Below are 26347 nucleotides of genomic sequence, written 5' to 3'. Positions count from 1 at the left end.
GATCTTTTTCCCACGTAACTGCGCAATTTTGAACGAAAGCGCTTCAGTTGCGCAGTTACTATATGCCTCGATTCGTTACCAATTTACAAATGCTTAACCAAGCTGCTCATTTCACCCATCGAGACGGCTGGCCAGGTCAGGCAGGTTTCGGGCGGCTGGCGCCATGGCCCCGGCTCGAAACGGCTGACAGCCCTGGCGGCTTTCAAACCGACCGGGAAGTTTAGGCCTTAGCCTTATAAATCTAATTTATTCAATACCTTGGATGCTACCTGGCTATCTCCCGTCGTCCTTGAGGTAGTTGTTGCCGTTGATCACCAGAAGCCCGTCGGATGCTTTGTCCGGTTCGAATATGCTCATGCTTTCCGTCCTGCCGTCGGCGTCGGTCAAGTCGAGGCGATAGCCGGAAAGCTTATAGCGGCCGCTTGCGACCGGCCGGTTTCCGGATGTGGTGACGCCCGATCGGGATCCGCCGATTTCGTTCATCATCGAGGCGCCGGACCAGCCCGTGCGTTCGAAGGTGCCGTTTCGACGAAGCGTCAGCGTATGGCTGGAGGCCACCGATCCCGATGAGGTCGCAGTCATGCCGCTCGAGGCAAAGGTGGAAACCCATTCGCCGTCGAGCGTCGTGCCCTCATCAAATGGCGGCACGGCGCGATAATCCGCGTCTGAAATCACCAGGTCCTCACCCTTTTTCGAGAATGGTTTCGTCTCGATTTCGATCGTGCCGTAGGCTGAGGTGACGCTGCGCATTTCGATCGACCCGGCCGAGGAGAAGAAGCCGCCGCCGGCAAGCTTGTAGAGACCGCAATCAGTCGGGGTCTCCTTGCAATGTTCGCCAATGCTCCGGCCGCCCTTCGGCAGCTCCGTGCTGAACCGGCCCTCCCGGTCGAACATGCTGATCGTGCTGTCCGAGTAGAAATCCATGCCGCCGAAGACATTCGGCCGGATGCCGGTATCGAGATGGGTGAAGACGCCGTCCAGCCCGCCATCGCCGCTCGCCGGAACAAGGTCGAAATCCCTGTCGGAAGGATCGAGCTTCACCGAGCGCACGAGGGCCGCGAAATCAGCCTCCGCCCCTTTGCTTCTGTCGCCGGTTACATTCAGCAGCACGAGCTGCAGATAGGCCTGCCGCTTGTCGCCGGCGATGCCGACCACGATCTGGTTGATGCTGACATTGTTCTGATGGACGCAGCAGCGTTCTTCCACGCGGATGTCGTGGCCGTTCACCGTCACCCCGTAATGTTTGATCAGGATATCTTCCTTCGCCATGTCGGGCAGCGTGGCGACGAAGGTCTTCATCCCGGCCTGCAGGGAATTGCGCGCGGCCGGGAGCGGCTTGGTGATCTGGATCAGAGCACTGCCGCGCTTGTCGTCATCCGTTTCAGGAAAATCCTTCTGCAACATGAAGAGATTGCCTTTGGCGGCCTTCCTCCAGCCGGAAGCGGCGTCGGGCAGGGTCACCGTCAAACCGCCGATATCGGCGGGCGCGGCAAATGCCGGAAGGCAGGACAGGAGGCAGGCAAGAACGACAATGAAGCCCAAACCTGACCTGGCCCGCCCTATCCGATCGACATACGCATTGCCCATGCGCCCCTCCCCTCGTGTTTCGACGACCGCCGACGAGATTTGGAGCCGGGGGAGGCCATTTCAACCCTGAGCTTCATGAAGGTTTCTTGAACGCTTCGACCCACGTTATATTCGTGAGCCTACGAAGTGGGTGCTGTCAGGAGAAACAGGGGCGATAACGGCCGACATTGCCGCTCAATGGCGGCAGTTGCTCTACCGCAGCTGAGCGCCGATCAAAAATCGGAAAGCACGCCAACCGCCGAGGGGCCACCACGGTGCTGCTGCGGTAGGCCAACCGCAGTTTCCCTCGACGAGTTTTGGTTTGGCTCGTCGAGAGAAATTTGTTTCGCCTAGAAGCGACGGGGTTCTTCGGGTTTGTTGCCGGCGATCATGTCGATCCGGTCCAGCACGTCAGACGTCATCTTTTGCCTGTGTGAGAGGGCCGCGAGATTGACCTGCAGCTGGCTGGCGCGCGATGCGCCAAGAATGACGGTCGAGACGTTCCGGTTGGCGAGGCACCACAAAAGGGCGAGATGCGTGATCGATATTCCGATCTCGTCCGCGAGCTTTGCGAGCTCGCCGACTTGTCGGAGCTGGGCGCGGCCGGCATCGCTGGACCACTTTTCCTTCAGCCATTCGTAGCCAGGCAGGTTCATGCGACTGTCGGCGGGCACACCGTCATTGTATTTGCCGGTGAGGACGCCCGAGGCGAGTGGCGACCAGATCGTGGTGCCAAGCCCGATCAACTCGTAGAGCGGGAGGTAGTCCGACTCGACCTTCTGGCGCTCGAAGATGTTGTATTGCGGCTGCTCCATCGTCGGCGGAGTGATGCGCAAGTCCCGAGCGACGGCATAGGCTTCCGTCAATTGTTGCGCCGACCATTCCGACGTACCCCAGTAGAGCACTTTGCCCTGGGCGACGAGATCGTGCATCGCCCGGACTGTTTCCTCGATGGGCGTGTCGATATCCGGGCGATGACAGAAGTAGAGGTCGAGATAGTCGACCTGAAGCCGCTTGAGCGCGGCATGGCAGGCGTCGGTCACATGCTTGCGCGACAGGCCGCGCTGTGTCGGTTTCTGCCCTCCCCAGAAGACCTTGCTGGAGACGACGAAGCTGTCACGGCTCCAGCCCAGCGATCTGAGCGCCTCGCCCATGACGATTTCGGACTTGCCGCTTTCGTATCCCTCGGCATTGTCGAAGAAGTTCACCCCGTTGTCATAGGCAAGCTTCATGAGATCGACGGCGTCGCCTCCATTTACCTGCTTGCCGAAAGTGACCCATGAACCGAAAGAGAACTCGCTCACTTTCAGACCCGACTTTCCCAAACGTCGATATTCCATCATGCAGCTCCCGCAAGTTATGAACATGTGCCGGCCTGTCACCGGCGTCGGCGTCGCACGATTGATCGACTGCCAATTCGCGTAATCTATGGCATGAGCAACGATATGCGAGGCTTAGCTATCGGTTCGCATCGCCTCTTTTGTGACGAGACGATCGATCCAGTGAAACGATCCGCGTTTGCCCGCCTGGACTGAAGCACGGGTGCGGTGGAACCGCCGCCACGGTTCTAGCCTGCGTTCCAGCCTCCGGCAAGAGAAAGGGCGCTCCGCGACTTATGTCGGAGCGCCCGTAGCGTGCGGTCGACGACGTTTGCGGCGGAGGTCGACGGCAGCAACGCAAGATGAAGAGATTCGGAACGGATAGGCAACATATGATTAGAATAGGGGGCTTTGTCGGCCGCCGATCGATCGTGTCATCCACTGGATATCCACAGCTTATCCACAGGAACGGCGACCGCGACCGCAGCAACTTCAATGACATTCGCCTGGCGGCAAATCACACCTCACAAATGCTTATGTGACTGGTGAACGACACTGCGCTTTTGTTTGCCGGCTTAGATACAAACCAAGGCCTGGTTCGGATAGATTTGGTTCTCTTCCCGACCGTGGCGGCGGACGCCGGGAGGAGGTGGGCGGTGGGCAACATGAGGGTCCACCGCCTTCTTTTAACCGCCCCCTGGGGTCGGCCATCTCACACGTCGAGTTTGACAATTCCCTTGGCCGCCAGGGCCTCGACCGATACCCGACCTGCACGCTACGGAATGCGTCTTGGATATGAATCGGGTGCCACCGCGCGATCAAATGATCGACTCGCTAGTCCGCCATCGCTTGGTAGAGCCAGTCGGAGAGCTTCTCGGTCGCCACGCGCGCGCCGGCGCCAGGAAGCAGCGCGCCGGCGGTCAATTCGACGCCGAAATACGAGGCGGATGGGTCTGTCACCACCTGCCGCTCGTCCTCATTCGCGGCGAGATAGATCCGGGCGATTTCATCGATACCGAATTGATCCGGACCGCCGATTTCAACAATATCGTTCAACGGCGCTCCGACTGACAATTCCGCCAGCAATGCGGCGACGTCACCGGCCGCCACCGGCCTCATGAACGCCGGAGACAATCGGAAAACATCACCATCAGCACCGGTGTCGATCAATCCGCTGATGAACTCGTAGAACTGTGTGGAACGGAGAAGCGTATAGGGTCGATTTGAAGCCCTGATGAGATTTTCCTGCACCATTTTCGCGCGGAAATAGTCGCTTTCGACCAGACTTGGCGTGCCGACGACCGAAAGTGCAAGATAGTGCCTGACACCGGCCTCGGCCGCTGCGGCAAGCAAATTCTTGGTCGAAGCCCTGAAAAAATCCAGCGCCGCACTGTCGCCGAAAGATGCGGCGTTGGTAACGTCAACGATGACTTCAGTTCCCGCCAAGGCCGCTTCAAGGCCCTTTCCGCTAACCGTGTCGACGCCGAGCGACAACGACGCGGCGCTGACTTGGTGGCCGGACTGGCGTATGATTTCACTGAGGCGTGTTCCGACAACACCGGTTGCTCCCGCTACCGTGATTTTCATCTCAGCATCCTTTGTTGCATTGCACCGCGCGAATGGCGACGAGATCGCGGATAGGGATCGTCTTCAACGTCTCGGAATCGACCGGACCGACAATGACTGGAAAGCCGGGCGCTCTCCATCGTCCATGGGGTCCGGTCGCCTTAGCCGTACGTCTAGCGAAACCACCCCAAGGTTTAGGATGCCCCACCAGAAGGCAGGACAGGTCTCCAATTGCTCGTTCGCGCCGAACTACCGATTCCGGGCACGGCGGCCACATCCCCGCGCAATGCATGGGTTTCCATGAGTTGCGGTTGTAATGGGGCGGGGTTACGGTCTGAGCATGCGCTCGCCAGCCCCGAAATCGAGAATAACGACAATACAAAACGCCGACGATCCCGTGGCTTTGTCTGTCCGGCAGGAGCAACTGATAATGAGCGTCTGGTCGCACCGCCCTCAATTCCTGCACCTGGGCCTTTTCATCGTAGCCTATGTGCTGGCCTGCGGATTCGCCCAGTCGCTCGCAATCGTCCCTGGAACCGGAATTTCCATCTGGCCGGCGAGTGGCCTTTTCATTGCGACACTTGTGGCCGCCTCTCCCTACAGCTGGCCTTGGTGGGTGCTGGGAGGCTGCCTGGCCGAACTGTTCAGCAATTTGCTGTGGTTCCACAGTCCGCTGCCTGCGGCTTTTCTGATCTACATCGGTAACGCCCTGGAAGCGGTTGCCGGGGCATGGCTCGTCAACCGAATCTTGAAGCGGCCAGTTCGGCTGGAAACCTTGCAGGAAGTTTTCGCGTTCGTCGTACTGGGCGCGGGGATTGCGCCCATCGCAAGCGCGACCGTGGGAAGTGCGACCCTGGCGTGGTTTGGCATACAATCGCAATCCTTCGCAACGGCTTGGCCTCTTTGGTGGATCGGAGACGCCACCGGCGTCCTGATCGTAGCGCCGCTGGCGTTGGTCGTATTTCACAGCTGGCGCGGCAAGACCCGACTCTCAGCCCCGCAATGGGTGGAAGCTTTCGTCCTGGGGCTGATCTTTCTCGGCGTTGCGGCTCTTTCGCTGAGCGGCTACCTCCCCTTCGCATACATTATCATGCCGCCTCTTCTTTGGGCCGCCGTTCGCTTCGAATTCAAAGGCGCCGCCGTATCCTTGGTCCTCCTCGCCCTGATCACGGCGTTGTTCACGATAACAGGCACCAGCCAGTTTGCCGGCGATCCCGAGGCCCAGAAGCACAAGCAGGTCATGCTGCAGCTTTTTCTGGCCATCTCGGCATTTTCGGCGCTCATTGTGGCCGCCATATCCCGGCAACACCAGTTGGCAGTGCTCACATTGCGCCAAAGCCTGGATACGCTCCGCGACCGGGAGCGGGAACTCTCGCAGCTCGTGGATATGGTTCCGAGCCACGTCTGGCGTCTAACCCCCGACGGCGAGCCGACCTTCTTCAACCAACGGATGGTCGATTTTCTCGGTCTCGATGTTGCTGATTTCGACAAACCCGACATGAGCCGGCTGGAGTCCGTCCTGGACGCCACCGTTCACCCGGAGGATGCGGCGGGTTTCGGAGATGCCCTTCGCCATTGCCTCGCTACCGGCGCGAGCTTCGCCATGCGGTATCGACTGCGCCGCTCCGACGGCCTCTATCGCTGGATGTCGAGCCGTGCGGAACCGATGAGGGATCAATCAGGGCGCATTGTCCAGTGGTACGGCCTGTGTCACGACATCGACGATCAGGTTCATGCCGAAGAGGCTGTGCGGCGGAGCCAACAACAGCTTCAGCAGATCATAGACGCCGTGCCGGTTCGCATCTGGAGTGTGGAGCCCACGGGAGGATCGTTCTATTTCAACAAGCGGTATCAGGATCATTTCCGCTCCGTTATTGCCAATTTCGACGCTCTCGGTGAACCGCGCATCGACGATCTGCTGCAACAGCTGATTCATCCAGAAGACGCACCCGACATCCAGCGTACGCTCAGGAACTGCTTCGAAACCGGCTCCGGCTCCGCGATGCGATTTCGCTGGCGCGAACAGGATGATGTCTACCGCTGGGCGGAATGCCGGGTCGAGCCCCGCCGCGATGACGACGGAACGGTCGTGCAATGGTACGGCGTTTCTCTCGATATCGACGACGAGGTGCGTGCGCTGGAGGCGTTACGTGAACGTGAGCGCGAGCTCTCGCAGCTCGTCGACATGGTCCCGGTACAGATCAGGCGCTTGACGCCGGAAGGCGAGCCGGTCTTCTTCAACAAACGTCTGATCGACTTTTTCGGTCTCGACGTGGGCGATATGGACAGGCCTGGCATGAGCCGCCTCGCGTCAGTCATTCACACCCTCGTCCACCCCGATGACGCATCGAGGTTGCTGGAGACGGTTCATCGTTCCCTCGCCAGCGGCGATCCCTTCTCGATAAAATACCGCATGCGCCGCGTCGACGGTGCCTATCGCTGGGTCGACGGCCGCGCCGAACCGCTGCGGGACCAAAGCGGCGCAATCATGCAATGGTACGTGATCTCAGTCGACATTGACGATGAGATGCGTGCACAGGAAGCGCTGCGCGACCGGGAGCGGGAGCTTTCGCAACTGGTGGATATGGTTCCCAGCCTGCTCTGGCGGCTCAATTCGGACGGCACTCCGACCTTCTTCAACCAGCGCCTAATCGATTTTCTCGGTCTCGACATCGCCGATATGGAAAAGCCCGGCGTGAGTCGGCTGGCAGCCCTCATCGAAGCCGCCGTCCATCCCGACGATGCCGCCAGCCTCGCCGAAGCGCTCAACCACTCCCTCGTCACCGGCGAGGGCTTCTCGAAACAGTATCGCCTGCGGCGCGCCGATGGCGTCTATCGCTGGGTGAAGGGCAGCGCCGAGCCGCTGCGGGACGAAAACGGGCGGATCGTCCAATGGTACGGTCTCTCGCATGACATCGATGATCAGCTGCGCGTTGAAGAAGCGCTGCGAGAGAGTGAACGCTCGCTCTGGCAGATCGTCGAGACGCTGCCGGCCATGATCGATTGCGCCGCTCCGGATGGAGAGCCGGTCTATCGCAATCCTCAGCTTCGCGACTTTCTCGGATACAAGCTCGAAGAGCTGGACGGAACGGGAAAGTCCCGGCTGGCCGGCACACTCGACGCCGGTGTTCATCCCGACGAGGTGGCCGGAGTCAAGGAAAAGTATGCTCATTCGCTCGCTACCGGCGAGCCCTATGCACGCAGACATCGCCTACGGCGGTTCGATGGTGAATATCGTTGGGTCGAGACACGCGCGGCGCCGATGCGCAACGCTGAAGGCGAGATCATTCAGTGGAATGTCATATGCCTCGATATCGACGGTGAGGTACGGGCGCAAGACGAGCTGCGCCTGGCGCAAGAGGGCCTTGCCCGGGCGAGCCAAGCGGCGAGCCTCGCCGAGCTTTCGGCTTCGATCGCGCATGAGGTGAACCAGCCGCTGGCCGCCGTCGTGGCGAATTCGCATGCCTGCCAGCGCTGGCTCACGGCTGAGCCGCCGAATATGGAGCGGGCACAAAAGACGGTCGAGCGCATCATCCGGGACGCCAACTCGGCGGCCGAGGTCGTCAGCCGCATTCGCGCCTTATTCAAACAGTCCGCGGACAGGAGGATCCAAACGACGATCTCCGGCATCATCGACGAGGCGCGCAGCCTGATGACCGACGAGGCCTGGCGACGTCGTGTTCGCATCGGTGTCGACGTTGACGGCAATCTTCCGCTCATTGCAATCGATCGCATCCAGATCCAGCAAGTCCTGATCAATCTCATCCGCAACGGCATGGAAGCGATGGACGCCGTTGCAGACGACAGGATGATCGAGATCCGCGTGCGCCATATGGGGAATGCCGTCCAGACCGAGATTAGCGATCGCGGCCAGGGTATCGAGTTTCCCGAGAAAATGTTCGAGCCGTTCTTCACGACCAAGGAAAACGGCATGGGCATGGGGCTGGCGATCTGCCGTTCGATCGTCGAGCTTCATGGTGGACGATTGTGGGCCGAGAAGAACAATCCGCACGGAGCGACGTTGATCTTTACCTTGCCCATAGAAACGAAGGCGGCGTCATGACAGCCGATGACCATATTGTCTTCATCGTGGATGACGATGGACGTATTCGGGAAGCGCTCGGCGAGTTGCTGGAGTCGCACGGCATGCGCACCATCGCCTTCGAATCGGCCTGCGATTACGTGAGAGCGGACAAGCCTGACCTGCCCGCCTGCCTTATTCTCGATATCGAACTGCCTGACATCAACGGCCTCGACCTGCAGAGACAGATCGCTGACAGGGACCATCCGCCGATCGTCTTCATCACAGGACATGGCGACATTCCCTCCTCCGTGCGTGCGATCAAGCATGGCGCGGTGGACTTCCTGACCAAACCCTTCAGCGATGCGGACCTCATGGCGGCAGTCCACGCGGCGATCGCCGAGGATCGGACAAAGAGATCGGAACGCGCCGAACTCGACATGCTCAAACGACACTACCTCGACCTGACGCCGCGAGAGCGCGAGGTGCTGCCGCTCGTCGTCAGCGGTCTTCTCAACAAGCAGGCGGCAGCCGAATTGGGGATCAGCGAAGTCACGCTGCAGATCCATAGAAGAAATGTGATGCAGAAAATGGCGGCGGCGTCGCTCGCCGATCTCGTCCGGATCGCGGAGAGATTGGAAATACCGATAACCCACTCGCGCCGAGTGGGAGGGAATTGAACATGAACAAGACAAGACACGTCGTGGCAATTGTCGATGACGATCCAAGGCTGCTTGAATCGATGGGCGACCTTCTGGAATCCGCGGGTTATGTGGCCCGCAGCTTTTCGTCGGCGGGCTCGTTGCTCATCAACGGGCTGTCGGACCTCGACCTGCTCATCACCGATATCGGAATGCCTGGCATCGACGGCTTCGAACTTCGCGATTTGGTGCGAAAGTCGCGTCCGGAGCTGCCGGTATTCCTGATCACGGGCCGCCACGAGATAGCAGATCAGGGCCGCGCTCAAGGCGTGGGCGGATTTTTCCGAAAGCCCTTTGATGCCCAGGCGCTGCTGGCAGCCATAGCCAACGCTTTGCATAAATCGACAGATGGAGGGTGACATGCGAGTTGACCAGCCGTTGCTGCGGAGATCGGCGCCGTTATCGTTGCAGTGCAGATGTGAAGAGACAGAGCCACTCGTCATCATCGTCGATGACGACGCGTCCGTTCGTGAGGCGCTGTCGGAGCTCATCCTGTCGGCGGGTTTCCGGTCGACCAGTTTTGCCTCGACCCGCGAATTGCTTGACGCCGATATATTGGATAGCCCCGGTTGCCTGATCCTCGATGTGCGCATGCCTGGAGCAAGCGGCCTCCACCTGCAGCGTCATCTGGCCGAAAACGGCATTGCCAAGCCGATCATCTTCGTGACCGGCCATGGCGACATCCCGATGACCGTCCAGGCGATGAAGGCCGGCGCTGTCGATTTTCTCACCAAACCCGTGCGGGACCAGACGCTGCTCGACGCCATTACGGCTGCCATTGCGACGGATGCCGAGCGGCGAGCGGAAGCCGCGATCGCCGAGCGCAATATCAAGCGCCTGGAGACCCTGACTCAGCGCGAGCGCGAGGTTCTGCATGAAGTGGCACGCGGCCGCCTCAACAAGCAGATCGCCTTCGATCTCGGCATCAGCGAAGTGACGGTCAAGCTGCATCGCAGCAATGTCATGCACAAGATGGAGGCTGCCTCCATCGGCGAATTGATCCGGGCCTGGGAAACTCTGCCCGCACAAATGCGCCAGGCAGGCGCGCGCTAGCGCAATTCCAGACGCAGCACTGCTGCACAGTTTTGCTGGAATTGCTCCAGCTTTAGCAGCACGCCTCCAAAAACTCGGGATGCCGGCCTCGAAGATTACATACCGCCGCTGTCCATTTGATGCGCGCCGTATCCGATCTGCGCCGAAAAAGACCATCTTGCGCCGGCAATGGGGTTTCGGCCGCGCACCCATGCGTTATTCCTAAATTAAAGCTCGGGGATATGACCTGGTGCCCCGCTTTGGTTCCTAAAGGAGATCTCGCTTTGAACAATCACTCGTCAACCGCGCCTTCCCCTGAAACCACCGCCTTCGACAACGAAGCAAACTTCCTGTCGGCCATGGGGAATGCCAAACGGCTTCATATGCTGCATCTGCTGGCCGAGGGAGAAATGTCGGTGAGCGTCCTGGCCGACGAGGTGGGGTTGAGCCAATCTTCGACGTCCCAGCATTTGGCCATTCTTCGAGAACAGGAACTCGTGCAGACGCGAAGGGCTGCACAGACGATCTATTATTCACTTCAATCCGGCGCGGCCAAGGCGATGCTCGATACGCTCGCCGACATTTTCGGATCCTACCATCGCTCCCCGGTAGAACGTGTCCGAGCCGTAGGCACCTGATGACGAAGCGTTGCTCTTGCGGCTCATGATTGGTGCCCAATTCTGCTGAGGATGATCCTGTCGGCAACTCAGGATCGGCGCCGCCGCAGCGAGGTGCGGCATCACGGCGAAGAACGCAGTTTCGAAAAAGACGACTGCGGCTTGAGCGCAAGCGCCAAGCCGCCGTTCAAGGGCCGCAACTCCAAGGCCGGGATGCCGTGGCGCGGGAGTCCTGTCATGCTTCGCCTACATGCCCCTCGAACGCATCGATCCCCGATGTACGTTTGATGTACCCCTCCTAGACCACGGTGTGATTACGCCTCCATTGCGAATGGAGATAATGAACCGCATCAGGAACGGAACGGCAGCCCGACCATGCTCATCGATGCTGGGTTTGGGTCAGACGGAGGTGATCATGGACGTATATGAGGCAGTCAAAAGCCGACGGTCGGTGCGCGGGTTCAAAGACGCGCCTGTGGACAGGGAGGTTCTGGAGCGGGTGCTGTCCGCCGCGGCTTGGTCGCCGTCAGGATCGAACATCCAGCCGTGGAACACCTACGTGATGACCGGCGCGCCGCTGGCTGAGCTGAAGACGTCCGCCGTCGAGCGTGTGGCCCATGGCGACGCCTGGGACAAACGGCAGTACGAGATGTACCCGCCCGCACTGAAGTCCCCCTACGGGGAGCGCCGATCCGCCTTCGGCAAGGAGCGCTACAGCGCGCTCGGCATTGCACGCGAGGACTGGGAGGCGCGCCAGCGGGCAGCAATCGCCAACTGGAACTGTTTCGGCGCGCCCGCCGCCCTGTTCTGCTACATCGATCGCGACCTGGGCCTACCCCAATGGGCCGACGTCGGCATGTATCTGCAGACCGTCATGCTGCTGCTCCGCGCCGAAGGTCTGCACAGTTGCCCGCAGATGGCGTGGTCGCAGGTTCGCGAGACGGTCGCGGAGGTTCTGTCACCCCCGGACGGGCTCATCCTCTTCTGCGGCATGTCGATCGGGTACGAGGACCCCACGGTAAGTTACGCCCGTACAGGCCGCGCGCCGCTCGATGAGACGGTCACGTTCCTCGGCGATTAGTTACTTGCGATCAAAGGACAAGAGGGAGAACGCCATGACCACGCATAAAGTAGGCTATCTCATCGGCAGCCTCGCCAAGGGCTCGATCAACCGCAAACTCGCCACGGCGTTGGTGCGGTTGGCCCCGCCGGAACTCGAAATGTCGGAGATATCCTTCAAGGATCTGCCGCTCTACAGCTACGACTATGACGCCGACTACCCTCCGGCTGGCAAGGCATTCAAGGCGGCAATCGCGGCCGTCGACGCCGTGCTGTTCGTCACGCCGGAATACAATCGATCCATACCCGGCGGGCTGAAAAACGCAATCGACTGGGCGAGCCGCCCCTACGGCACCAACTCGTTCACACGCAAGCCGTCAGCAGTGATCGGCACGTCGCCGGGCGCGATCGGCACAGCCGTCGCCCAGCAGAATTTGCGCAGTGTGCTCAGTTTCTGCAACTCTCCGCAGATGAATGCCCCGGAAGCCTACATCCAGTTCACACCAGGGCTGATCACCGACGACGGCGAGGTCACGAAAGACAGCACCGCCGATTTCCTTCGCACTTTCATGCGGGACTTCCACGTCTTCATCGCAAGGGTTCGCTCAGTGCTGCCTAGAGATGCCTAGCGGGCGCTTGGAATGAGCGATTGCGTATCCTGTACTGCGGGAGCTGGCCACGTCCATCCGGGCGGCCAGCTCCGGTTTTTAAAGCGCACAATGCCTCAGGCGAAGGCGTAGGAGCCGTCCGGTCGCTTCGGCACGCGCCGCTGCCAGTGGATGTAGCCTTCCTCTTCCATCGCCTTCTCGTCCATTTCGACGCCCCAGCCCGGCCGGTCGGGACGCAATTCCAGATAGCCGTCCTTCGGCAGATAGGGATCGACGACATAGCGGGTTTCCCCCTGCCGTTTCTCGATATCGAGGCCGCCATAGACATAGGCCTGCCCCTTCGGCAGCCGGTATTCGAGGATGCGGAAATTCTGCGCCGCGGCCGAAAAATGAACGTTGACCGCCGTCGCAAGCGGCCCCATCGGGTTGTGCGGCGCCACCCCGACGAAATAGGCTTCGGCGAGTGTGGCAATGCGGCGCATTTCGCTGATGCCGCCGACGACGCAGATATCGGGCTGGATGAGATCGGCGCCCTTGACCTGCAGCAGCCGCAGGAACTCGTTTCTGTTGTAGAGCGACTCGCCGGTGGCAAGCACGCAGTTGAGCCCCTGTTTCAGATCGCCCCACGCCTCGATATTCTCAGGGCGCAGCGGTTCCTCGAAAAACAAGGGATCGTAGGGGGCCAGCGCGTTGCCGAGTTGCCTTGCGGCGACCGGCTCGAAAATCTTGGCATGGGCATCGAAGGCGATCTCGTATTCGTCGTTGACCGTCTCGCGCAGCGAGCGGAAATAATCCGCCGAGGCTTTCACGACATTGCCCCAGCGATGGGCGTGCATGTCGATACGCCAGGGGCTGAGCTTGAAGGCGGTGAAACCCCATTCTTCCTTCAGACGATCGAATTCGTCGCGGGCGGCGGGCGCGTCCGGTGCGGTGTAGACGCCGGCATAGACCTTGATGCGGTCGCGCACCTCGCCGCCCAGCAGCTTGTAGACTGGGACATTTGCTGCCTTGGCCGCAAGATCCCATAGGCAGTGATCGAGCGCAGAGATCGCGGCAAGGCCAAGCGCACCCGGCGGGAACCGGCTTTGCTGGATCAACAGATTGACGAGATAATCGACGCGTGTGGGGTCCTGGCCGGAGAGAAATGCGTAGAGATAATCCAGGAGCGGCGGCAGCGCCTTGTCGGGGCCGTGATTGTAGCATTCACCCCAGCCCGTCAGCCCGTCATCGGTGTCGAGCGCGACGATCACGCGGGGACGGTCCTTGTCGCGGGTCATAAAAACCCGCATGCGGTCGATCTTCATCTTTCTGTCCTTCTAGCGATTGAAATAGCTGCGGCGTGCGACGCGCGTCTGCACGTAGAGATGCTCTTTGTAGGTTCCGGGATTATAGGAGCCGGCAGCTTCCGGCACGGGAACGGAGACATTGCCGCCGCTCGGAAAACGAGCGACGAATGCTTCGTCGATATCGCAGCCGAGCCCCGGCCCGTCCGGAACCGCAATCAGGCCGTCGACCTGAACGGGGTGCGGCACGATCGTCTGGCGGCGGCCGTCCCAGTCGTCGTCAAGGCGCTCGAGAATGAGGGCGTTCGGGATCGCCGCAAGCAGATGCAAGGCGGCATATTCCGCCACCGGCCCGAGCGAGCCCGAATGCGGCGCCATCTGGATATGATGCGCCTCGGCCATGGCGGCGATCTTCTTCATCTGGGTGATGCCGCCGGCCCGGCCGGTATCCGGCTGGATCACGTCGACCAGTTCCTTCTCGATGAGCTCGCGCTCGCCGAAGATAGTCGCCGAGCGCTCGCCAGCCGCGAGCGGCACATGGGCTGCGTCGCGGATGCGCCGGTAGCCGTCGATATTGTCGGGCGCGATCGGATCTTCGACCCACATCAGCTCGTAAGGTTCGAGCGCCCGCACCAGCCGGCAGGCATCGGCTGGCGTCAGCCATGGCGGCCCATGCAGATCGATGGCGATGTCCATGTCGTCGCCGACGGCGTCGCGGAGAGCTGCAACCTTGCGAACGGGATCGGCAACCCCGCCGCATTTGATCGCCTTGATGCCGCGCTCCTTGATGGCAAGCGCGCGCTCGGGCGTATTCGCATGCGAATAGATCGGGATCCGGTCACGCACCTTGCCGCCGAGCAGCATCCAGACTGGCACGCCGAGCGCCTTGCCCTTGATGTCCCAGAGCGCCATGTCGATGCCGGTCATCGCACCGCCACCGACCGTCCCGAGCATGCCGTGACCCATCATGGCGATATGCATCTTCTGCCACAGCCGTTCGATATGGGCCGGATCCTCGCCGATAAGGAGGGGTGCAAGATCATGGATCGCCGTCTCGATGACGCGCGGCCAGCCGGAGCATTCACCAATACCGGTGATGCCCTCGTCGGTATCGATCTTCAGAAAGAGCCAGTTCCGGGTGCCGGCGAGTTGTCTGGACGCACCATCTCCGGAGCGCTCGTCCGAGGCCCATTTGGAGGGATCGGGCTGACCGGCATGCATGAGAAACGTGCGGATCCCGGTGATTTTCATCGCAGAGAACTCCCATTCTTCAGAATCTCCGGCGCGACGTAGCGGAAACGCCGCGAATGATCGCGGTCGCGCGGATCGGGGCGCGGGATGGCTGATATGAGCGCCTGCGTATAGGCGTGCTCGGGCGTGCGGCAGACTTTCTCCGCATCGCCGATTTCGACGAGTTGGCCTTTGTACATGACGCCGACACGGTCGCACATGTAGCGGATGACGCCGATGTCATGACTGATGAAGATATAGGCGAGGCCGAGTTCGTCCTGCAGGCGCATCAGGAGATCGAGCACCTGCGAGCGCACGGAGACGTCGAGCGCCGAGGTCGCCTCATCGGCAACGATGACACGCGGATTGAGTGTGATGGCGCGGGCAATGCCGATGCGCTGGCGCTGGCCGCCGGAGAATGCGTGCGGGTAGCGTTCGCGCGCCCTCGGGTCTAGGCCGACCTGCTCCATGAGGTGGCAAACGCGCTCGTCCAGCGCCCGCCCCTTTGCCACGCCATTGACGAGCAGCGGCTCGCCGATGATCTGGGAGACGGTCATGCGTGGGTTGAGGGAGCCGAAAGGATCCTGAAACACCATCCGCAATTCCCGCCGTGCGGCGGCGAGCGTCTGACCCTTTGCCGTTGCCAGATCGATGATGTCGCCGTCGGCGCGGCGATAGAGGATTTCGCCTGCTGTGGGATCAATCAGCCGCATGATCGAGCGGCCCATCGTCGTCTTCCCGGATCCGCTTTCGCCGACGATCCCAAGCGTCTCGCCCGGCAGAAGCGAAATGGAAACATCGTCCAGCGCTTTCACTTCACCGAAATCCATCGATACATTGCGGAGTTCGAGGATCGGTGGCGCCGTCGTGTCGAGCGGGGCGCGCGCCAGCCGAATTTCGGCCTTCGCTTCCAGCTTCAGCACCGAGCCGATCAGCATGCGGGTATAGTCGTCTTTCGGTGCATGAAAGATCTGCTCGACCGGCGCATATTCCTTGGCGACGCCATTGTGCATGACGAGCACATCGTCGGCGATCTGCGCGACGACGCCCATGTCATGGGTGATGAACAGAACGGCCATGCCCTTGGCCTTCTGCAGCCGGGCGATCAGGTCGAGAATTTCGGCCTGTGTCGTCACGTCGAGGGCCGTGGTCGGTTCGTCGGCGATCAGGAGCTGCGGTTTGCAGGCGAGCGCCATGGCTATCATCGCGCGCTGGCGCATGCCGCCGGAATATTGGAAGGCATATCGGTCGAGCGCCTTTTCCGGCGAGGGAATCTCGACCTGCTTGAGCAGCGATATGGCCTCGGCGCGCGCCTCTGCCTTGCTCATCCTGGTGTGAAGGCGAAGCGCCTCGACGATCTGGTTGCCGACCGTGTGGATCGGCGACAGTGACGACATCGGCTCCTGGAAAATCATGGCGATGTCGCGGCCGCGGATCGCCCGGATCTGGCGCCCACGCGGATTGAGACTGGTCAGATCGATCGAGCCGCCGTTCTGATCGTTCAAGATGATCGATCCGCCGGAGATACGGCCGGGCGCATCGACGATCTGCAGGATCGAACGCGCCGTCACCGACTTTCCCGATCCGCTTTCGCCGACGACACAGAGCGTCTTGCCCGGCTCGATCGTGAAGGACAGATCGCTGACGGCGCGAAAGACGCCGGTGCGCAGCGGGAATTCGACGGTCAGATTTTTCACCTGCAGCAGCGGCTTGCCGGCAATGGGAACGATATCGGTCATGCCGGCCTCATTTGTTGTAGGGATCGGCTGCATCGCGCAGGCCATCGCCGAGAAGGTTGAGCGCCATCACGGCAACGACGACGGCGCAGCCCGGCATGAAGAGCCACGGTGCCGTGGCGATCGAGCGAATGTTCTGGGCCTCGCGCAACAGCACGCCCCAGGAGATGGTCGGCGGCTGCAGCCCAAGCCCCAGGAAGGAGAGTGAGGTTTCGGCAAGGATCATCGCCGGCACCGCAAGCGTGATCGAGGCAATGATGTGGCTGGCGAAGCTCGGCAGCATGTGGCGAAAGATGATGCGTCTTTCGCGAACGCCGTCGAGCCTGGCGGCGGCGACGAATTCTTCGGTGCGCAGGGACAGGAAGCGGCCGCGAACGACGCGGGCAAGCTGCGCCCAGCCGGTCAGCGACAGGATGATCGTGATCATCATATATTGCAGCGTCGCCGGCCAATCCTGCGGCAGGGCCGCGGCCATGGCCAGCCAGATCGGGATCGTCGGCAGCGACAGCACGAAATCGATCACCCGCTGCAGGAAGAAATCGATGCGGCCGCCGTAGTATCCCGAGATGCCGCCGAGCACGATGCCGAGAATCAGCGAGAAGAATACGCCAACGAGGCCGATCGACAACGATATCTGCGAGCCCTGTACCGTTCGGCTGAAGACATCGCGCCCCAGCCTGTCGGCACCGAAGAGAAGCAGCGGCGTCGTCTTGTCGGGCGAGGCGATCAGATGGATGTTGGTGTCGAACAGGCCGAACACGGAATATTCATAGCCGCGCCCGAAAAACTGGACGTCGACACGCTTCGTCGTGTCTTCCTTGAAGATAGCGGCCAGCGTTTCCGGATCGCGAGTCAGCTTCATCGGGTAATAATGCGGGCCGAAGGAGAAACCGTTCGCAGTATCGATCAGATGCAATTTCTGCGGCGGGTGAAAAGTCGCCCGCGCATTTTGCAGGTTCGGATCGTTGATGGCGAAGAAACCGGGAACAAGGGCGACGATATACATCATCACGGTGACGACGAGCGCGACCATGGCGAGCCGGTGGCGGCGGAAAGCCCACCAGATGAGCTGCCACTGCGATGCGACGGCAGCGCGATCCGGCTGAATATTTGTAACGGTGATGTCGGCCACGTGAGGCTCCTATTCCAACCGGATGCGGGGATCGACCAGCGCAAGCAGGATGTCGCTGATCAGAGAGCCTATCAGCGTCAGCGCGCAGATCAGCAGAACGAAGGCGCCGGCGAGATACATGTCCTGGGCCATCAGCGCCTGCAGCAGCAGGGGTGCTGCCGTCGGCAGATTGAGGACGATGGCGACGACGACGGAGCCGGAAATGAGGTTGGGCAGCAGCCAGGCAATCGTCGAGATGAAGGGATTGAGCGCGATCATCAGAGGATATTTCATCAGCAGCCGGAACTCCGAGAGCCCCTTTGCCCGTGCCGTGGTCACATAAGGCTTCGGCAGTTCGTCGAGCATATTCGCGCGCATCACGCGAATGAGGCTTGCCGTCGAAGAGACGGCCAGGATGATGACGGGAAGCCAGAGATGCGAGAACAGGTCGACCATCTTGGCGAAGCTCCAGGACGCGTTCTCGTATTCCGGCGAAAACAACCCGCCGACATCCTGGCCGAATTCGACCGCCGCGATATACATCAGCACCAGCGCCAGCAGGAAAGACGGAACGGCCAGGCCGAAGAAGGTGAAGGCGGTGAAGAAATAGTCGCCGATGGAATATTTGCGCACGGCGGAGAAAACGCCGATCGGCAGGGCGATCGCCCAGGTGGCGATCAATGTCGACAGAGCCAGGACGAGGGTCAGCGCCATGCGCTCCCAGATCAGGTCGGAGACCGGTTGCTGCCACTCGAAGGAAATGCCGAAATCGCCGCGCGAGAGGATGCCCCAGATCCATTTGAAATATTGGACGAGCATCGGATCGCCGAGGCCGAAGCGCTCGCGCAATTGTGCCGCCGTGTTCTGATCGACGATCTCGTTGGAGGCGGCCAGCGTCGCAATATAGGTCGTGACATAGTCGCCCGGCGGCAGCTGGATCAACACGAAAGCGAGGAAGCTGACGGCAAACAGCGATGGAATCATCCATAGGAAGCGTTTGGCGATAAAGATCAGCATGAGGCGCCTCTTGCATTGAACGCCGCCCTCCGGGCCCTGTCGGCCGTCAGCCGGCAAGGCATATCGGAGGGCGAACTGAAAGAAAGCGCCGTACCGTTGGGCACGGCGCCAAGATCGAAATCAGCTCGTAAAGGTGAATTGCTGCGGCATCGCAGGCCCCGGATTGGGCCAGGACCAGCTATCCGGCTCCTTCTCGGGAACATTGCGCAGATTGTTGCGGATGATGCCGAAGCCGCCGACGGCAAGGCATAGGCCGACTGTCTCGAACTCTTCCGCCGCGATATCGAAGATCTGCTTCATGATCGCGCCGCGCTTGTCGAGATCGGCCGTCGAACGCGCTTCGTCGAAGAGCTTCATGCGCTTCTTCTGGCTTTCCGGGGGCTCTTCGCCGCGGGCACCGTTGGAGGTGTACCAAAGCGTCCACGGAATGGCGTAACGCGATCCTTGAGGATGGAAGGCGAAGAAATCGCGCGGATCGAGCATCGGATCGAGACCGCCAGGACCCGGCCACACCGCCGCATCATGGGCGTTGTCGTCGCCGCGAGTGTAATAGAGCGCCCGCTCGATCGTGTTGACCTTCATGTCTATACCGATCTGAGCCCAATGCGTCTTGACCAATTCCAGGGCATCGACGAGGTCTGGATAGAGCGTCGGAATGACGTCGATCGAGAAGAACACTTTCTGGCCGTCGGGCCGCAGCCGGAAACCGTCGCTGCCCTTCTTGTAGCCGGCTTCATCGAGCATCGCGCCCGCCTTGTCGACATCATATTCGGTGAACTGGCGCGCGTATTTCTCGTTATACCAGGGATGGGTCGGACGCGGTCCGGCCTGGTAGGGTTCGCTCTGTCCGAAATAGACGATGTCGATGAGTTCCGGGCGATTGATGCCGATTGAGAGCGCTTGCCGGAACGCCTTATCCGCAAACATCTTGCACATGGCAGGATCTTTGTGGGTGATGTTGAAGTAGATCTGGCACTGTTGCGAGGCCGAAGGCACCAGCGTCAGCAGACGATAATCGCCTTTCTCCATGTTCTGGGACAGCGTCGGCTTGTTGGCCAGAACGCTGATATGGCGTTCCTGGATATCGATCTTTCCGGAGATGACGTTCAGCATCAGCGATTCGACGTCCTGCGAGATGCCGAAGTTGATTTCATCGATGTAGGGAAGCTGGTTGCCCTCGGTATCGACCTGCCAGAAATAGGGATTGCGGGTCATGACGACGCGCGTGGCACCCCCGGCATAGGGCTCCTTGACCACCCACGGATCGAGCGTCGGCTTGTCGACATTGCCCCACCGCGACGGGATCTCGATATCGCCGCAACGGCTGCGGAACAGCTCCGTCCAGCTGGTGACGCCGGCCTTCTTCGCATCGGCCTCGATATTGGGATTGTATTTCGGCAGGAACTGACTGCAGTAATGCTTCGGGAACAATGTCGGATGCTGACCGAGCGGCGTGGCGAGGTTTTCGAGATAAAGCGCGTTGGCCGCCGCAAAGGTGAACTTCACCGTATAATCGTCGATCTTCTCGACCGTGACCGGCTTGCCGGCGACGGCAAGCTGCGCCGGTGTCGAGCTGTAGAGCTCGGTGTTCTTGACGCAGTCTTCGATCGCAAAAACGACGTCGTCGGCCGTGAAGGGGTGGCCGTCGGACCAGCGAACACCTTCGATCAGATGGAAGGTGAATTGGGTTGCGTCGTCGCTAACTTCCCAGCGTTCGGCAAGGTTCGGCTGCACGGCGGTAAAATCGAGGTTCCAGCGCACAAGGCTCTGGTTGCCGACCATGCGCAGGATGCCGTTATGGTCCGATGAACCGCGAAGGCCGCGCCGCAGCGAGCCGCCATAGGTGCCGACTTTCTCGTACGGCGTCACCACCATCGGCTTTTTCGGCAGGCGCTCGGCAAGCGGCGGCAGTTTTCCGTCTTTGACGAGCTGCGCAAGTGCCGGCGCTTCGCCGCCTGCGGCGAAAGCGCGGCCGGCGATGGACAGCGCTGCGACGCCAGCCATGCCACCAAGCACGGCGCGGCGTGTGACACCACGCGACAGAATTTCATTGGGCATCGAGTTCCTCCCTTTTTGCGCCGGCACAGCTTTTGCACCAGCTGATGCGGCGGGCTCCCGACCTGCCGCTTGCGCCCTCCTCGGCGCTGGGACCGAACCATAGACACGTTCTCAAATGATTACAAGAGTTGACAGATATTTACAAATTCGATAGCGATGCAGCCAGACACCGCAGGCGTCATGCCTCTGAAAATACTGTCGCCAGACCAAAAACGGCGGCAGATCTGTCAGATTCTGTAGGCCACACAGAAGACCTCACGATCGGCGACAGGGAGTACGTGGGGCGCCGCGTGGCTTGAGAGAAAAGGACCATAATGACTTTCGCAGTCGACGCCGTTTCCAACAGAGGCGCAACGCGCTTCAGCGACATCATCTACGAGAAGATCGTGGGGATGATCGCCGACGGCAACTTTCCGGTGAACGAACGACTGCCGTCGGAAACGAAGCTCGCCGCGGATTTCGGCGCCTCGAGGCCCGTCGTGCGTGAGGCGCTCGAACGTTTAAGAGCCGATGGCCTGGTCGTTTCGCGCAAGGGATCCGGCTCCTATGTTCGGCAAAGGCCGGATTCGTCGATGCTGAAAATGGTGCCGGTCGGCTCGCTCGCCGATGTCCAGCGCTTTTTCGAATTCCGCGCCGGCCTCGAAGCGGAGGCTGCGGAGCTTGCCGCACGAAACTGGCAGCCGGATGACAGGGAGCGGATAACGGCAGCGCTTCTTGCGATCGAGCAATGCCTGCGCAACGGGGAGCTTGGCGCCGAGGAAGACCAGGCACTGCATGATGCCATCGCCATGGCGACCGGCAACCAGTTCCACATCACCGTTCGTGAATGGTTCAGGCCGCATTTCGCCATCGGGCATTCCGTGACACGAAGCCTGAGCTTGAAACGAACGCTGGAGCAGATTCGCAGCGTCCAGGATGAGCATGCGGTGATCGTGGAGGCGATCTTCGCGCGGCGGGAAACCGACGCTCACGATGCGATGAAGAGACACATACTGAATGCTCGCGCCCGCATGTTCCAGGGCGTTTGAGCGAGAATGGGAGGAAGAACGATGAAACGGGTCGCTGTGACGGGTGCCGCCGGACGTGTCGGAACGCTGCTGCGCCCGCTGCTTCGCTCGCATGTCGAGCATCTGCGCCTGATCGATCTCGAGGAGCCTGCCGGGCTTGGCGAAAACGAGCATTTCGTGAAGGCCGATCTCGCCAATGTCGATGAGGCCACCGCTGCGCTTGAAGATATCGACGGCATCGTCCACCTGGCGGGCATTGCAAGCGGCATCGATATGAACGCCATCCTGCAGGCCAATGTGCTGGGAACCTACAATCTCTACGAGGCGGCGCGGATCAACAAAATTCCCAGGGTCGTCTATGCCTCGAGCAATCATGCCACCGGCTTTTATCCGCGCGGCCAGCTCGTCTCGCCGCTCGATCCGATGCGCCCGGACAGCCCTTATGGGCTTTCCAAATGCTGGGGCGAACTGGTGGCGGGGCTCTACTACGACACATCGGGCATTCGCTCCCTTTCGATCCGCATCGGCAATGCCGGCACCTATCCCAACAGCGAGCGATCCGTCGCGATCTGGATCAGCGCACGAGACCTGGCGCAATTGGTCAGGATCGGCCTGTCGCACCCGTCGATCGCCGCGACGGTGGTCTATGGTGTTTCTGACACCGACGAGAAATGGTGGGACAACGAACTGGCAGCGAGGCTCGGCTACCAGCCACAGGACCGGCCACGCGACCATGCCCGCATCGAGCAGGGATCCGAAGGGCCGGTGGCGCTTGCGTTCCAGGGTGGCGGCTTCTGTGAGATCAATCACGACGGCACCATCCGCATGCGGGACGCCGAGGGCTTGGCCGAGAGCCTGGAGATGGTTCCATGACGGCACCGCGCATCATCCGCCCGGACGTCCGTTCCGTGATCCAGCAACCGCTGACGGTCGGTGAATCCCCGGTATGGGACGAGCGGACCGGCACGCTGTGGCTCGTCGATATCCTGGCGCCGGCAGTTGTCCGCATCTCCGCGCAAGGGAAGGTCGACCGCTTCGACATGCCGGCTCCGGTCGGCAGCCTCGGGCTCTGCCGTGACAACAGGATCGTCGTGGGCCTCCAGACAGGCGTCCACCTCTTCGAGCCCGCCTCGGGCGATCTCGAGTTCCTGTGCGATCCGGTCGGGCGCCACATCAATGGCCGCCTCAACGATGGCAAGGTCGGTCCCGACCGACACTTCTGGGTCGGCTCGATCAGCGAAGCCAAGCCGCAAGTAAACGACGCCGCTCTTTTCCGGGTCGGCGCCGACGGCAGCGCGCGGACGGTGGCAACGGGACTGACGAGCTCCAACGGTCTTGCCTGGTCGCCGGATGGCCGGCGGATGTATCACTCCGACAGCCGGCAATGTTTCCTGCAGGCATTCGATTTCAATCCGGCGACGGGCGAAATCGGCGAAGGACGCCGGCTTCGCAGCTTCACGGAAGACGACGGGCGGCCGGACGGAGCGGCCATCGATCGTGACGGCTTTTACTGGAGCGCCGGCGTATCCGCCGGTCGCCTCAACCGGATATCGCCCGACGGCGAAATCGTCGAGATCTACATTCTGCCGGTCGCCGCACCGACCATGCCGTGTTTCGGAGGGCCGGATCTGCGCACCCTCTACGTCACGAGCCTGTCGACCGACCGCACTGGACGCTTCGAGGCGGGAACGGTCATCGCCTTCGACGCGGACGCAGAGGGCTTGGCGCCCTTCCGTTTCGGATGACAGCGTGCCGATCACCCGTCGGGTGACGGCGGATTGATGGAAAGCTAAGGGGGAAGAAAGATGAGCATCGCAATCATGCGCAAGGCGCTCACAGGCGTATCGGGTGTTCCCGTCACCGCCTATGACGGCAGCGGCGAAGTCGACCCCCGGATCACGGCGAAGGTCTATGAGCGGGTGGCGGCAGCAGGCATCCACAACATCGTTGCCGCCGGCAATACCGGGGAATTTTATGCGTTGACGCCTGAGGAGATCAGGATCGTCCACGAGGCGGCGGTGTCAGGTGTCGACGGCAAGGCGCCGGTGACGGCGGCGATCGGCCGGTCGCTGCGCGAGGCGGTCGGCATGGCAAAGGACGCGGCCCGCATCGGCGCCTCCGCCGTGATGTCGCATCAGCCCGTCGATCCTTTCGCAGCACCTTCGGCCCAGATCGACTATTTCTGCAATCTTGCGGATGCTTCCGCCCTGCCGCTGGTCGCTTATGTCAGGGCCGAGGGTTTCAGTGTCGCAGAGATCGTTCGGCTCGCAAATCACGGCAATATTGCCGGTATCAAGTTTGCGACGACCGATCTGATGCTGCTGTCGCGAGCGATCCCGGCGGCCGACCCGGCCGGTGCACTGTTCGTCTGCGGCCTAGCAGAAAGCTGGGCGCCGACATTCACCGCAGCCGGTGCGCGCGGCTTCACTTCCGGTCTCGTCAATGTTGCACCGAAGCTCTCGCTTGCCGTCCACGATGCGCTTGAAAATGGCGATTTCGCCGCGGCACGAGCGATCGTCAATAAGCTCGAACCATTCGAGCGGATGCGGACCAAATTCCGCAACGGCGCCAACGTGACCGTCGTGAAAGAGGCGGTCAGCTATTCCGGTCTCGATGTCGGCCCGGTGCGTGTGCCGGGCTTGCCGCTGCTCGACCAGCATGACCGCGAGGAACTTCATCGGCTGCTTCGAAGCTGGGAGGCCGAGGGCAATGTTCAAACGGATCCGAACCGGCAGGAGACTTCAAAGGCCGCCGTCTGAGGCCGACATTATTTCCGCAAGCAACAGGTGCCGGCATGGCCGCGCCACAGGATTGGGAGGTCTTGAGATGCTGAAACAGCTACTGACAACGATCGCGATAACGGGCGCCCTGACGGCGGCACAGCCGAGCTGGGCTGCATCGCCGCCAAACATGCTGGTCATCGGCACGAATCTCACCGGCATAAGAACGCTCGATCCGGCCCAGAACAATGCCCGCACGGTTTCCGAGCTGATCTCCAATCTCTACGACAACCTCGTGCAACTGTCACCGGACGATCTAAAAACGCTGAAGCCGATGCTCGCGACGCAATGGAGCGTCTCGGCGGACGGCAAGATCATCACGCTGACATTGCGCGACGACGCGGTCTTCCAGAGCGGCAACAAGGTAACAGCCGATGATGCCGCCTGGTCGATCCAGCGCGTTATCAAGATGGGCCAGGTCGGCTCCACCGATGTCGCGCTCTGGGGCTTCACATCAGACAACGTCGAAAAGCTCGTTCGGGCAAAGGACGAACACACGCTTGAGATCGAGCTGCCGCAGGCCGTGAACACCGATCTGGTGCTCTATTCGCTAGCCGGCTCGTCGATCGGCATCATCGACAAGAAGACGGCACTCTCGCATGAGGCAAACGGCGACTTCGGCGGCGCCTGGCTTTCTGCCAATTCTGCCGGCAGCGGCCCGTTCGCGCTGGCGCAATGGCGGCCGAACGATGTTGCGATCTTCAACGCGCAGCCGAACTACTGGGGCGGCAAGCCGGCCATGACCCGCGTCGTCGCTCGGCATATCCCAGAATCCGGTAACCTCAGACTGCAGCTCGAAGCCGGAGATGTCGATGTCGGCCAGTATCTGGCAAGCGGCGACCTCGATGCCCTGTCCAACAACAAGGACGTGGTGATCGAGAGCGTTCCGGGTCTGGGCTTCTATTACATCGCCCTCAACCAAAAAGACCCGGATCTGCAGAAGCCGAAGGTTCGCGAGGCCTTCCAGCATGCTTTCGACTGGAAGGCGATCTCCGGCAACATCATGCGCTACACCGGTTTTCCCTGGCAGTCGATGATCCCGCGCGGCATGATCGGCGCGCCCGAGGAAGCTGCCTCCCACTACGACTATGATCCTGCCAAAGCCAAACAACTGCTGGCGGAAGCCGGCTACCCCAATGGCCTGAAGAAGGTGCTCAATCCATCGGGCGCGGCGACACTGCCCTTCGCCGAAGCGCTGCAGGCGAGCGCCCGTGCTGCCGGCCTCGATCTCGATCTCGTGCCCGGCGAATTCACGCCCGCCTTCCGCGAGCGGAAATACGAGGTGCTGCTCGGCAATTCCGGCGCCCGACTGCCTGACCCTTTCGCTGTCGCCACGCAATATGCCTATAATCCCGACAATAGCGACGAGGCGCGTCTCGGCAGCTATTATCTCTGGCGCGCCGGCATGAAAGTGGACGAGCTCAACACACTCGTCGACCAATCGATGAAGGAGCGCGATACGGGCAAGCGCACTGACATCTTCAAGAAGATGGACGGCATCTATGCCGGCATGGCCTCGCCGCTCGTCATCTTCTTCCAGCGAACCGACCCCTATGTCACGCGCGCCAACGTCAAGAACTATCACGGGCACACAACCTGGTCGACGCGCTGGCACGACGTTACCAAGGAGTAGAAC

At 61.1% G+C, this 26347-nt stretch carries 21 protein-coding genes; 12 read left to right on the top strand and 9 right to left on the bottom strand.

Features of this window, described 5'->3' with window-relative positions; translation table 11 throughout:
• Positions 1–273: 273 nt before the first annotated feature.
• The 3 genes from NE851_RS35200 to NE851_RS35190 all read right to left on the bottom strand — a co-directional run bounded on the left by NE851_RS35200 (position 274) and on the right by NE851_RS35190 (position 4472).
• Positions 274–1587, bottom strand: coding sequence for a hypothetical protein (locus NE851_RS35200; RefSeq protein ID WP_127431101.1), 1314 nt, complete (start codon positions 1585–1587; stop codon positions 274–276).
• 329 nt (positions 1588–1916) lie between these two features.
• A complete protein-coding gene (locus tag NE851_RS35195) occupies positions 1917–2906 on the bottom strand; it encodes a potassium channel beta subunit family protein (RefSeq protein ID WP_097543790.1) in 990 nt (329 codons plus the stop codon).
• An 813-nt stretch (positions 2907–3719) separates the two neighbouring features.
• Positions 3720–4472 (bottom strand): SDR family oxidoreductase, encoded by a 753-nt coding sequence (locus NE851_RS35190; protein WP_097543789.1) that lies wholly within the window; start codon positions 4470–4472, stop codon positions 3720–3722.
• A 406-nt stretch (positions 4473–4878) separates the two neighbouring features.
• Between NE851_RS35190 and NE851_RS35185 the strand changes: the two genes are divergently transcribed.
• The 7 genes from NE851_RS35185 to NE851_RS35155 all read left to right on the top strand — a co-directional run bounded on the left by NE851_RS35185 (position 4879) and on the right by NE851_RS35155 (position 12510).
• The gene (locus NE851_RS35185) at positions 4879–8514 is read left to right on the top strand and encodes a PAS domain-containing protein (RefSeq protein ID WP_097543813.1); all 3636 of its coding nucleotides are present in this window, start codon (positions 4879–4881) and stop codon (positions 8512–8514) included.
• Positions 8511–9152 (top strand): response regulator transcription factor, encoded by a 642-nt coding sequence (locus NE851_RS35180; protein ID WP_127431100.1) that lies wholly within the window; start codon positions 8511–8513, stop codon positions 9150–9152. Before NE851_RS35185 ends, NE851_RS35180 begins: the two co-directional genes overlap by 4 nt.
• 2 nt (positions 9153–9154) lie before the next feature.
• Entirely contained in the window at positions 9155–9532 is a 378-nt protein-coding gene (locus tag NE851_RS35175) for a response regulator (RefSeq protein WP_047619077.1), read from the top strand.
• A gap of 1 nt (position 9533) precedes the next feature.
• The gene (locus NE851_RS35170; protein WP_127431099.1) at positions 9534–10226 is read left to right on the top strand and encodes a response regulator transcription factor; all 693 of its coding nucleotides are present in this window, start codon (positions 9534–9536) and stop codon (positions 10224–10226) included.
• Between the two features lie 263 nt (positions 10227–10489).
• Positions 10490–10843: an ArsR/SmtB family transcription factor gene (locus NE851_RS35165; protein ID WP_047619082.1), complete on the top strand. Its 354-nt coding sequence runs from the start codon at positions 10490–10492 to the stop codon at positions 10841–10843.
• Positions 10844–11237: 394 nt separating this feature from the next.
• Positions 11238–11903: a nitroreductase gene (locus NE851_RS35160; protein WP_097543812.1), complete on the top strand. Its 666-nt coding sequence runs from the start codon at positions 11238–11240 to the stop codon at positions 11901–11903.
• Positions 11904–11937: 34 nt separating this feature from the next.
• Complete coding sequence (locus NE851_RS35155; RefSeq protein ID WP_047619086.1) at positions 11938–12510, top strand: NADPH-dependent FMN reductase; 573 nt, start codon at positions 11938–11940, stop codon at positions 12508–12510.
• A gap of 95 nt (positions 12511–12605) precedes the next feature.
• On the opposite strand, the gene NE851_RS35150 is transcribed toward NE851_RS35155, so the two are convergent.
• The 6 genes from NE851_RS35150 to NE851_RS35125 all read right to left on the bottom strand — a co-directional run bounded on the left by NE851_RS35150 (position 12606) and on the right by NE851_RS35125 (position 20924).
• Positions 12606–13793 (bottom strand): galactarate dehydratase, encoded by a 1188-nt coding sequence (locus NE851_RS35150; RefSeq protein ID WP_047619090.1) that lies wholly within the window; start codon positions 13791–13793, stop codon positions 12606–12608.
• Positions 13794–13805: 12 nt separating this feature from the next.
• Positions 13806–15023 (bottom strand): mandelate racemase/muconate lactonizing enzyme family protein, encoded by a 1218-nt coding sequence (locus tag NE851_RS35145; protein ID WP_047619092.1) that lies wholly within the window; start codon positions 15021–15023, stop codon positions 13806–13808.
• Positions 15020–16741, bottom strand: coding sequence for an ABC transporter ATP-binding protein (locus tag NE851_RS35140; protein WP_127431098.1), 1722 nt, complete (start codon positions 16739–16741; stop codon positions 15020–15022). The genes NE851_RS35145 and NE851_RS35140 overlap by 4 nt, the downstream gene beginning before the upstream one ends.
• 7 nt (positions 16742–16748) lie before the next feature.
• Positions 16749–17870: an ABC transporter permease gene (locus tag NE851_RS35135; RefSeq protein WP_254962565.1), complete on the bottom strand. Its 1122-nt coding sequence runs from the start codon at positions 17868–17870 to the stop codon at positions 16749–16751.
• Between the two features lie 9 nt (positions 17871–17879).
• On the bottom strand, positions 17880–18866 hold the full coding sequence (locus NE851_RS35130; RefSeq protein ID WP_097543784.1) for an ABC transporter permease: 987 nt from the start codon (positions 18864–18866) through the stop codon (positions 17880–17882).
• 120 nt (positions 18867–18986) lie between these two features.
• On the bottom strand, positions 18987–20924 hold the full coding sequence (locus NE851_RS35125) for an ABC transporter substrate-binding protein (RefSeq protein ID WP_254962562.1): 1938 nt from the start codon (positions 20922–20924) through the stop codon (positions 18987–18989).
• Positions 20925–21238: 314 nt separating this feature from the next.
• On the opposite strand from NE851_RS35125, the gene NE851_RS35120 reads away from it, so the two are divergent.
• The 5 genes from NE851_RS35120 (at position 21239) to NE851_RS35100 (ending at position 26344) form a co-directional block, all read left to right on the top strand.
• Positions 21239–21952: a FadR/GntR family transcriptional regulator gene (locus NE851_RS35120; RefSeq protein WP_047619104.1), complete on the top strand. Its 714-nt coding sequence runs from the start codon at positions 21239–21241 to the stop codon at positions 21950–21952.
• A gap of 21 nt (positions 21953–21973) precedes the next feature.
• Complete coding sequence (locus NE851_RS35115) at positions 21974–22804, top strand: NAD-dependent epimerase/dehydratase family protein (RefSeq protein WP_063473732.1); 831 nt, start codon at positions 21974–21976, stop codon at positions 22802–22804.
• Positions 22801–23676 carry an SMP-30/gluconolactonase/LRE family protein gene (locus NE851_RS35110; protein ID WP_063473733.1) on the top strand — a complete coding sequence of 292 codons (876 nt, stop codon included), beginning with the start codon at positions 22801–22803 and terminating at the stop codon, positions 23674–23676. The genes NE851_RS35115 and NE851_RS35110 overlap by 4 nt, the downstream gene beginning before the upstream one ends.
• A 60-nt stretch (positions 23677–23736) precedes the next feature.
• Positions 23737–24690 (top strand): dihydrodipicolinate synthase family protein, encoded by a 954-nt coding sequence (locus NE851_RS35105; protein WP_047619110.1) that lies wholly within the window; start codon positions 23737–23739, stop codon positions 24688–24690.
• Between the two features lie 67 nt (positions 24691–24757).
• On the top strand, positions 24758–26344 hold the full coding sequence (locus NE851_RS35100) for an ABC transporter substrate-binding protein (protein WP_127431095.1): 1587 nt from the start codon (positions 24758–24760) through the stop codon (positions 26342–26344).
• The last annotated feature ends 3 nt before the right edge of the window (positions 26345–26347 follow it).

Origin of the sequence: Rhizobium anhuiense bv. trifolii (assembly GCF_024346605.1) — a bacterium.
Classification (GTDB): Bacteria; Pseudomonadota; Alphaproteobacteria; order Rhizobiales; family Rhizobiaceae; genus Rhizobium; species Rhizobium anhuiense.
This window is presented reverse-complemented; position numbering and strand designations above follow the sequence as displayed.